This window comes from Pseudomonas sp. 2VD, assembly GCF_005503585.1.
Classification (GTDB): Bacteria; Pseudomonadota; Gammaproteobacteria; order Pseudomonadales; family Pseudomonadaceae; genus Pseudomonas; species Pseudomonas aeruginosa.
The window spans coordinates 25,829-33,598 of record NZ_SCND01000021.1 but is presented as its reverse complement, the minus strand read 5'-3'; the positions used below and the strand labels follow the sequence as shown (position 1 = coordinate 33,598).

At 64.2% G+C, this 7,770-nt stretch carries 11 protein-coding genes; 1 reads left to right on the top strand and 10 read right to left on the bottom strand.

What is annotated here, in order from left to right; translation table 11 throughout:
- The 8 genes from FFS27_RS04285 to trmJ form a co-directional block, all read right to left on the bottom strand.
- A partial coding sequence (locus FFS27_RS04285) for an Hsp70 family protein (protein ID WP_171019181.1) occupies positions 1-271 on the bottom strand: 271 nt, incomplete at its 3' end.
- 42 nt (positions 272-313) lie between these two features.
- Entirely contained in the window at positions 314-835 is a 522-nt protein-coding gene (gene hscB, locus FFS27_RS04280; protein WP_021265206.1) for a co-chaperone HscB, read from the bottom strand.
- 7 nt (positions 836-842) lie between these two features.
- On the bottom strand, positions 843-1,166 hold the full coding sequence (iscA, locus tag FFS27_RS04275) for an iron-sulfur cluster assembly protein IscA (RefSeq protein ID WP_003100617.1): 324 nt from the start codon (positions 1,164-1,166) through the stop codon (positions 843-845).
- Between the two features lie 27 nt (positions 1,167-1,193).
- A complete protein-coding gene (gene iscU / locus FFS27_RS04270; RefSeq protein ID WP_003092829.1) occupies positions 1,194-1,580 on the bottom strand; it encodes a Fe-S cluster assembly scaffold IscU in 387 nt (128 codons plus the stop codon).
- 35 nt (positions 1,581-1,615) lie between these two features.
- Entirely contained in the window at positions 1,616-2,830 is a 1,215-nt protein-coding gene (locus FFS27_RS04265; RefSeq protein WP_003092832.1) for an IscS subfamily cysteine desulfurase, read from the bottom strand.
- Between the two features lie 29 nt (positions 2,831-2,859).
- Positions 2,860-3,351: a Fe-S cluster assembly transcriptional regulator IscR gene (gene iscR / locus FFS27_RS04260; protein ID WP_003092836.1), complete on the bottom strand. Its 492-nt coding sequence runs from the start codon at positions 3,349-3,351 to the stop codon at positions 2,860-2,862.
- Positions 3,352-3,495: 144 nt separating this feature from the next.
- Positions 3,496-4,272 (bottom strand): serine O-acetyltransferase, encoded by a 777-nt coding sequence (gene cysE, locus FFS27_RS04255; RefSeq protein WP_003092839.1) that lies wholly within the window; start codon positions 4,270-4,272, stop codon positions 3,496-3,498.
- Positions 4,272-5,045: a tRNA (cytosine(32)/uridine(32)-2'-O)-methyltransferase TrmJ gene (gene trmJ / locus FFS27_RS04250; RefSeq protein ID WP_003092842.1), complete on the bottom strand. Its 774-nt coding sequence runs from the start codon at positions 5,043-5,045 to the stop codon at positions 4,272-4,274. The genes cysE and trmJ overlap by 1 nt, the downstream gene beginning before the upstream one ends.
- Positions 5,046-5,196: 151 nt before the next feature.
- Here trmJ and suhB point away from each other — a divergent pair, with 151 nt between their 5' ends.
- The gene (gene suhB, locus FFS27_RS04245; RefSeq protein WP_003092845.1) at positions 5,197-6,012 is read left to right on the top strand and encodes a type III secretion system regulator SuhB; all 816 of its coding nucleotides are present in this window, start codon (positions 5,197-5,199) and stop codon (positions 6,010-6,012) included.
- Between the two features lie 104 nt (positions 6,013-6,116).
- On the opposite strand, the gene FFS27_RS04240 is transcribed toward suhB, so the two are convergent.
- Together FFS27_RS04240 and secF are read right to left on the bottom strand one after the other, a co-directional pair.
- Positions 6,117-6,665: a glycine zipper 2TM domain-containing protein gene (locus FFS27_RS04240; RefSeq protein ID WP_003092848.1), complete on the bottom strand. Its 549-nt coding sequence runs from the start codon at positions 6,663-6,665 to the stop codon at positions 6,117-6,119.
- 183 nt (positions 6,666-6,848) lie between these two features.
- Entirely contained in the window at positions 6,849-7,769 is a 921-nt protein-coding gene (gene secF / locus FFS27_RS04235; protein WP_003092852.1) for a protein translocase subunit SecF, read from the bottom strand.
- Position 7,770 lies beyond the last annotated feature (1 nt).

Sequence of the window (7,770 nt, the reverse complement as noted above, 5' to 3'; positions counted from 1 at the left end):
GCCCCATCAGGCGCTTGACCGAAATGATGGTATTGAAGGGATCCTTCGCGGCGGCCGCGCGGGCGCTCTCACCCACTTCCGCCCGCTCGGCGTGATAACGCACCGCGGAAGGCAGGATCAGGCGCCCCTGCGCATCCGGCAAGGGCTCGGCGACGCCGCTACGCACCGCGGCGACCAGCGAATTAGTGGTACCCAGGTCGATCCCAACCGCCAGGCGACGCTCATGGGGCTTGGGACTCTGACCGGGCTCGGCGATCTGCAGTAGGGCCATGCTCTGTCTTAACTATGGGGTGCGACCCGGGGGCCGCAGGGATTAATCGTCGAGTCGCTCTTCCAGCTGGCGCACTTCCTGCGCGAGCTTGTCGAGGAACTGCATGCGACGGACCAGGCGTTCGGCCTCTTCGCGGCGCTGCGCATCGTCCCAGCACGCGGCGAACTCGCGCTCCAGCTCGGCCTGGGCGGCCTTGAGCCGACGCTTGAAGGTCGCCACGCCGGTCAGGTCGGCGCTGTCCTGCAACTCCTCCAGTTCCTCGCGCAGCTGCATCTGCTGCAGGAGAAACTCCGGATCCTGCACCGTAGCCTCCAAGGGCAACTCGTGACCACTCAGGGTCAACAGGTACAGGGCCCGGCGCGGAGCGCTCTTCAGGGTCTGGTAGGCCTCGTTCAGTTGCGCCGCGCGCTCCAGGGCGAGACGCTGCTCGCGCTCGGGAGCGTCGGCGAAACGGTCGGGATGGACGCTGCGCACCAACTCGCGATAGCGCTGGCCGAGCTCGTCGAGATCGACCAGGAAAGCCGGTTGCAGGTCGAACTGGGCGAAATGACAGGGTTTACCCACGCCGGCCTCAGACGTTGAAGCTTTCGCCGCAGCCGCATTCGCCACGAACGTTGGGATTGTTGAACTTGAAGCCTTCGTTGAGCCCTTCGCGAGTGAAGTCCAGCTCGGTGCCATCGAGATAGACCAGGCTTTTCGGGTCGATGATGACCTTCACGCCATGGCTCTCGAAGACCAGGTCCTCGGCCGCCAGTTCATCGACGAATTCGAGGACATAGGCAAGCCCGGAACAGCCAGTGGTGCGCACGCCAAGACGGATACCCTCGCCCTTGCCGCGCCCCTCGAGGGAGCGCTGCACGTGTTTGGCGGCGGCTTCGGTCATGCTGATGGCCATTGCAACTCCTTACTCGTCACGAGCGGCTTAGAGCAAACCCTTCTTCTGCTTGTAGTCGCGAACGGCGGCCTTGATGGCGTCTTCGGCGAGAACGGAGCAGTGGATCTTCACCGGCGGCAGGGCCAGCTCTTCGGCGATGGTGGTGTTCTTGATGGTTTCCGCCTCGTCCAGGGTCTTGCCCTTCATCCACTCGGTGGCGAGGGAGCTGGAGGCGATCGCGGAACCGCAACCGTAGGTCTTGAACTTGGCGTCTTCGATCACGCCCTGCTCGTTGACCTTGATCTGCAGGCGCATCACGTCGCCGCAGGCCGGCGCGCCGACCATGCCGGTGCCGACGTTGGGATCGGCAGCGTCGAGCTTGCCGACGTTGCGCGGGTTTTCGTAGTGGTCGATGACCTTTTCGCTATATGCCATGGCTAATCCTCACGTTTTTCCGGGGCACGAGGCGCTCAGTGCGCCTGCCATTCGACCTGGGACAGGTCGACGCCCTCTTTGTACATATCCCACAGCGGCGACAGTTCGCGCAGCTTGGAAACGGCCTCGACCACCTTCTTCGCGGCATAGTCGATCTCTTCCTCGGTGGTGAAGCGACCGAAGGTGAAGCGGATGGAGCTATGCGCCAGTTCGTCGTTGCGGCCCAGGGCGCGCAATACGTAGGACGGCTCCAGGGACGCCGAGGTACAGGCCGAACCGGAGGAGACCGCGAGGTCCTTGAGTGCCATGATCAGCGACTCGCCCTCGACGTAGTTGAAGCTGACGTTGAGGTTGTGCGGGACGCGGGAGGTCATGCTGCCGTTGATGTAGAGCTCTTCCAGGCCGTCGATCTGCGCGAAGAAGCGGTCGCGGAGCGCCAGCACGCGGGCGTTCTCCTGGGCCATTTCTTCCTTGGCGATGCGGAACGCCTCGCCCATGCCGACGATCTGGTGGGTGGCCAGGGTGCCGGAACGCATGCCGCGCTCATGGCCGCCGCCGTGCATCTGGCCCTCGATGCGGACGCGCGGCTTGCGCCGGACGTAGAGCGCGCCAATGCCTTTCGGGCCGTAGGTCTTGTGCGCGGAGAAGGACATCAGGTCGACCTTGAGCTTGTCCAGGTCGATCTCGACCTTGCCGGTCGACTGTGCGGCGTCGACGTGGAACAGCACGCCGCGGGAGCGGGTCAGCTCGCCGATGGCGGCGATGTCGTTGACGGTGCCGATCTCGTTGTTCACGTGCATGACCGAGACCAGGATGGTGTCGTCACGCAGCGCCGCCTCGACCAGAGCCGGAGTGATCAGGCCATCTTCGCCCGGCTCCAGGTAGGTCACTTCGAAACCTTCGCGCTCCAGCTGGCGGCAGGTGTCGAGGACCGCCTTGTGCTCGATCTTCGAGGTGATGATGTGCTTGCCCTTGCCCGAGTAGAAGTGCGCGACGCCCTTGATCGCCAGGTTGTCGGACTCGGTGGCGCCGGAGGTCCAGACGATCTCGCGGGGATCGGCGTTGACCAGTTCGGCCACCTGGCGACGGGCGTTCTCCACGGCTTCCTCGGCTTTCCAGCCGAACACGTGGGAACGCGAAGCCGGGTTGCCGAAGTTGCCGTCCATCAGCAGGCATTCGCTCATCTTCTGGGCGACGCGGGGATCGACGGGAGTGGTCGCGGAGTAATCGAGGTAGATCGGCAATTTCATCAGGTAACTCCTACAGGCTGGCGCCCTGCTCAGTCGATGGCGGACGCTTCAATCTTGTCGAGACGAGGCGTCTTGCCTGAGCAACGGCGTTCGTCCTGGCGCAGCGCGACCTCCTGGACCTCCTGGCGGCTGACCAGATCGGCCAGGCTGATGCCGCTGAGGAACTCATGGATCTGCAAACTGAGGTCGCACCACAGGTGGTGGGTCAGACAGGTATCGCCGGAGTGGCAATCGCCCTGCCCCTGGCAGCGGGTCGCGTCGACGGATTCGTTGACCGCGTCGATCACCTGCGCCACATGGATGCCCGACATATGGCGGGACAGCTGGTAGCCGCCGCCCGGGCCGCGCACGCTGGTCACCAGGTTGCCACGGCGCAACTTGGCGAACAGCTGTTCGAGATAGGACAGGGAAATGCCTTGGCGTTCGGAGATATCGGCCAGCGAGACCGGACCTTGCTGAGCATGCAGCGCCAGGTCGAGCATGGCGGTTACGGCGTAGCGGCCTTTGGTGGTCAGACGCATGGGCTTTTCCCATCGGGATCATTCGGGGTTGACGCGGATTATGCTCTTATCCGAGTAATTAGGTCAACTATAAGACCGATCAAATTACTCAGGATTAGGCAAATTCAGGGCGCTATATGCTAGCAGAAAGCCGCCGGCCGCGCATTACGCGGCCGGATTGCCATCCTCGTCCTTGACCCCGGCGAAATCCTCCTCGCGCAATACCGGCAGATCCTTCGCGCAGTAGTCGCTCCCCAGGGCGGTGAGCGCCTGGCACATGCCCTCGAGCCGGCCGTCGACGGCCTGCAGGTGATCGAGCAACTGACCAATGGCACGCGCCACCGGGTCCGGCATGTCCTGGCTGACTCCGTAGGCATCGAAGCCGAGTTTCTCCGCCATCGCCTGGCGCTTGGCCTGCTGCTCGGTATCCTCGCGCATGATGATCCGCCCGGGAATGCCGACCACGGTGGCACCCGGCGGGACTTCCTTGGTCACCACGGCATTGGAGCCGACCTTGGCGCCCTCGCCGACGGTGAACGGGCCGAGCACCTTGGCACCGGCACCGACCACCACGTTGTTGCCGAGGGTGGGGTGGCGCTTGCCCTTGTTCCAGGTGGTACCGCCCAGGGTGACGCCCTGGTAGAGGGTGACGTCGTCGCCGATCTCGGCGGTTTCGCCGATGACGATGCCCATGCCGTGGTCGATGAAGAAGCGCCGGCCGATCCTGGCCCCCGGGTGGATCTCGATGCCGGTCATCCAGCGGCCGAAATTGGACACCAGGCGCGCCAGCCACTTCCAGCCGGACGTCCACAAGCCGTGGGCCAGCCGATGCAGCCAGACGGCGTGCAGGCCCGGATAACAGGTGAGGACCTCGAGTGCGTTGCGAGCCGCCGGATCACGGTGGAATACGCTTTGGATATCTTCACGCACACGTTCGAACATCAGTCGTCACTCCGCTTGTAGGACAGGCCTCGGGCCACCTTCTGGGTTTCGGTCAGGATCCCGCGCAGGATATTCATTTCCAGCTTGCTGATCGCGCTGCGCCCATACAGGCGCCGCAACCGCGACATCAGGTGGCGCGGCTTCTCCGGATCGAGGAAGCCGATATCGATCAGCGTCCTCTCCAGATGCGCGTAATAGAGTTCCAGCTCGTCGGCCGTCACCAGCTCGGTGTTGAGCATCGAGGTGGACTCGAACTTTTCCATCTTGGTCGGCTTGCCCTGGGCCGCCAGCCACGCCATGCGCACCTCGTAGGTGAGCACCTGGACCGCGGCCGCCAGGTTCAGCGAGCCGAACTCGGGATCGGAGGGGATATGCACATGGAACTGGCAGCGCTGCAATTCTTCGTTGGTCAAACCCGCATATTCGCGCCCGAATACCAGGGCCACCTCGCCATTCGCCTCCAGGTGCTCCAGGCAGGTCGTCGCGCACTCGCGCGGATCCAGCAGCGGCCAGGGAATCCGCCGGTCGCGGGCGCTGGTGCCGAGCACCACGCTGCAGCCGCTCAGGGCCTCTTCCAGGGTGTCCACCACCCTTGCGGCGTCGAGGATGTCGGTGGCGCCGGAAGCCCGCGCCACCGCGTCGCCGTGGGGAAAGCTTTCCGGCTGCACCAGCACCAGTTGCGACAGGCCCATGTTCTTCATGGCACGGGCCGCCCCGCCGATGTTGCCGGGATGACTGGTGTTGACCAACACCACACGAATACGGTCGAGCAACGCCGATGCTCTCCAACGCCAAGTTACTGAAGGGTGTGAAATCCTACAGCAGAGGTCAGCTTTATACCATGCGGCCGACAGGTCGCCCTTCAAACGCCATCGGTTTCTGCTAGAATGGCCGGCTTTCTTTAACGACCCAGGTGACCTCTCCATGCAGCCTATGCTGAATATCGCCCTGCGCGCCGCTCGCAGCGCCGGTGAACTGATTTTCCGCTCCATCGAACGCCTGGATGTCATCTCGGTCAACGAGAAGGATGCCAAGGACTACGTGACCGAAGTCGATCGCGCCGCCGAGCAGACCATCGTCGCCGCGCTGCGCAAGGCCTATCCGACTCACGCGATCATGGGCGAGGAAGGCGGCTTCATCGAAGGCAGCGGCGAGGGCGCCGATTACCTCTGGGTGATCGATCCGCTGGACGGCACCACCAACTTCATCCATGGCGTACCGCACTTCGCCGTGAGCATCGCCTGCAAGTACAAGGGCCGCCTGGAGCACGCCGTGGTCCTCGACCCGGTACGCCAGGAAGAATTCACCGCCAGCCGCGGTCGCGGCGCCGCCCTCAACGGTCGCCGCCTGCGCGTCAGCGGCCGCAAGAGCCTGGAAGGCGCCCTGCTCGGCACCGGGTTCCCGTTCCGCGACAACCAGATCGACAATCTCGACAACTACCTGAACATGTTCCGCAGCCTGGTCGGCCAGACCGCCGGCATCCGCCGCGCCGGCGCCGCCAGTCTGGACCTGGCCTACGTCGCCGCCGGACGCTACGACGCCTTCTGGGAATTCGGCCTGTCCGAATGGGACATGGCGGCAGGCGCCCTGCTGGTACAGGAAGCCGGCGGCCTGGTGAGCGACTTCACCGGCAGCCACGAATTCCTCGAGAAGGGTCACATCGTCGCCGGCAACACCAAATGCTTCAAGGCACTGCTGACCACCATCCAGCCGCACCTGCCGCCGTCGCTGAAGCGCTGATCCGCCGCTGACGAAGAACCCGGCCTGGCGCCGGGTTTTTCATCTCCATAAAAATGCACAAGGGCGCCCGCGGGCGCCCTTGTGCATCATTGCGACAGTCAGGCTCAGCGCAGCGTTTCACCCTGGCTGAGGATCAGCCGGCCATTCTTGTCGACCGGGATCTGGCTGCCCGGATCGCGCTCCATGCGGATCTGCCCGGCCTTGCCGTCGAGCATGTACTTCACGTCATAGCCGACGACCTTCTCGCTGCTGTCATGCACGGTGCTGCAGCGGGTTTCGGTTGTGGTGTAGGTGTCACGCTCCTGCATGCCTTCCTGCACCTTGTTGCCGGCGTAGCCGCCGCCGACGGCGCCGGCCACGGTGGCGATCTTCTTGCCGGTACCGCCGCCGATCTGGTTGCCCAGCAAGCCGCCGACCACCGCACCGATGGCGGTACCGGCGATCTGGTGCTGGTCCTTGACCGGACGCTGGCGGGTCACGGCCACGTCCTTGCAGACCTGGCGCGGCGTCTTGATGGTTTCCTTGACCGGCTGGACAGCGACGACCTCGGCGTAGTCGGGACCGCGATCCACCAGGCTATAGGTGGCTACCGCGCCACCTGCGGTCACGCCTACGGCACCCAGAACGGCCCCGACGAGCATCGACTTGTTCACATGTACCTCCTGGCTTTCATCCAATGCGGGCTATGTTCGCCCTTTGCCTTGCCTAGGACTGGGCAAAAACCACCAAGTTCCAGGCTCCCGACAAACGTTTCGTTGGCGCAGATACGAAAACTCCCGCCAAAAGCGGGAGTCCTCGAGTGACCGGCAGGCGCCGGAGTGCCGAACCAGAGCGCCTCAGGGGCGATCGTCGACGGTGTCCTTGGCCTGCGGCGGGATCAGGTCCTCGCTGGTCAGGTTCAGCCAGATCAAGACCACGTTGGCGATGTAGATCGACGAGTAGGTACCCGCCATTACACCGACGAACAGGGCGATGGAGAAACCGAACAGGTTGTCGCCGCCGAAGAACAGCAGCGCGGCGATGGCCAGCAGCGTGGAGACCGAGGTGGCGATGGTGCGCAACAGGGTCTGGCTGGTGGAGATGTTCAGGTTCTCGATCAGACTGGCCTTGCGCAGCACGCGGAAGTTCTCGCGCACCCGGTCGAAGATCACGATGGTGTCGTTCAGCGAGTAACCGACCACCGCCAGCACAGCGGCGAGGACGGTCAGGTCGAAGGTCACCTGGAAGAACGACAGCACGCCCATCACGATGATCGCATCGTGCACCAGCGAGAGGATCGCACCGAGGGCGAACTTCCACTGGAAGCGGAAGCCGACGTACAGCAGGATGCCGCCCAGCGCCAGGAGCATGCCGAGGCCGCCCTGGTCGCGCAGTTCTTCACCCACCTGCGGGCCGACGTACTCGACCCGCTTCAGGTTCGCCGGGTTGCCGGTATCGGCCTGCTGCAAGGCGGTAGCGACCTTCTTGCCCAGTTCCGGGTCCTCGCTGGGCATCCGCACCAGCACGTCGCGGGCGTCGCCGAAGCTCTGCACCACGGCGTCCTCGTAGCCGGCGCCGACCAGTTGACCACGCACCTTGCCGAGATCGGCCGGTTGTTCGTAGGTCAGCTCGATCAGCGTACCGCCGGTGAAGTCGAGGCCGAAGTTGATGCCCTTGGTGAACCAGCTGCCCAGGGCGATGACGGTCAGGATCAGGGTGACGGCAAACGCGATGTTGCGGATGCCCATGAAGTTGATGGTACCGATCTTGATATTCATC

Excerpts from the sequence above, each read along its gene's own strand:
- iscA (WP_003100617.1), bottom strand. The coding sequence starts at position 1,166 with ATGGCCATCAGCATGACCGAAGCCGCCGCCAAACACGTGCAGCGCTCC.
- iscU (WP_003092829.1), bottom strand. The coding sequence starts at position 1,580 with ATGGCATATAGCGAAAAGGTCATCGACCACTACGAAAACCCGCGCAAC.
- FFS27_RS04265 (WP_003092832.1), bottom strand. The coding sequence starts at position 2,830 with ATGAAATTGCCGATCTACCTCGATTACTCCGCGACCACTCCCGTCGAT.
- iscR (WP_003092836.1), bottom strand. The coding sequence starts at position 3,351 with ATGCGTCTGACCACCAAAGGCCGCTACGCCGTAACCGCCATGCTCGAC.
- cysE (WP_003092839.1), bottom strand. The coding sequence starts at position 4,272 with ATGTTCGAACGTGTGCGTGAAGATATCCAAAGCGTATTCCACCGTGAT.
- suhB (WP_003092845.1), top strand. The coding sequence starts at position 5,197 with ATGCAGCCTATGCTGAATATCGCCCTGCGCGCCGCTCGCAGCGCCGGT.
- secF (WP_003092852.1), bottom strand. The coding sequence starts at position 7,769 with ATGAATATCAAGATCGGTACCATCAACTTCATGGGCATCCGCAACATC.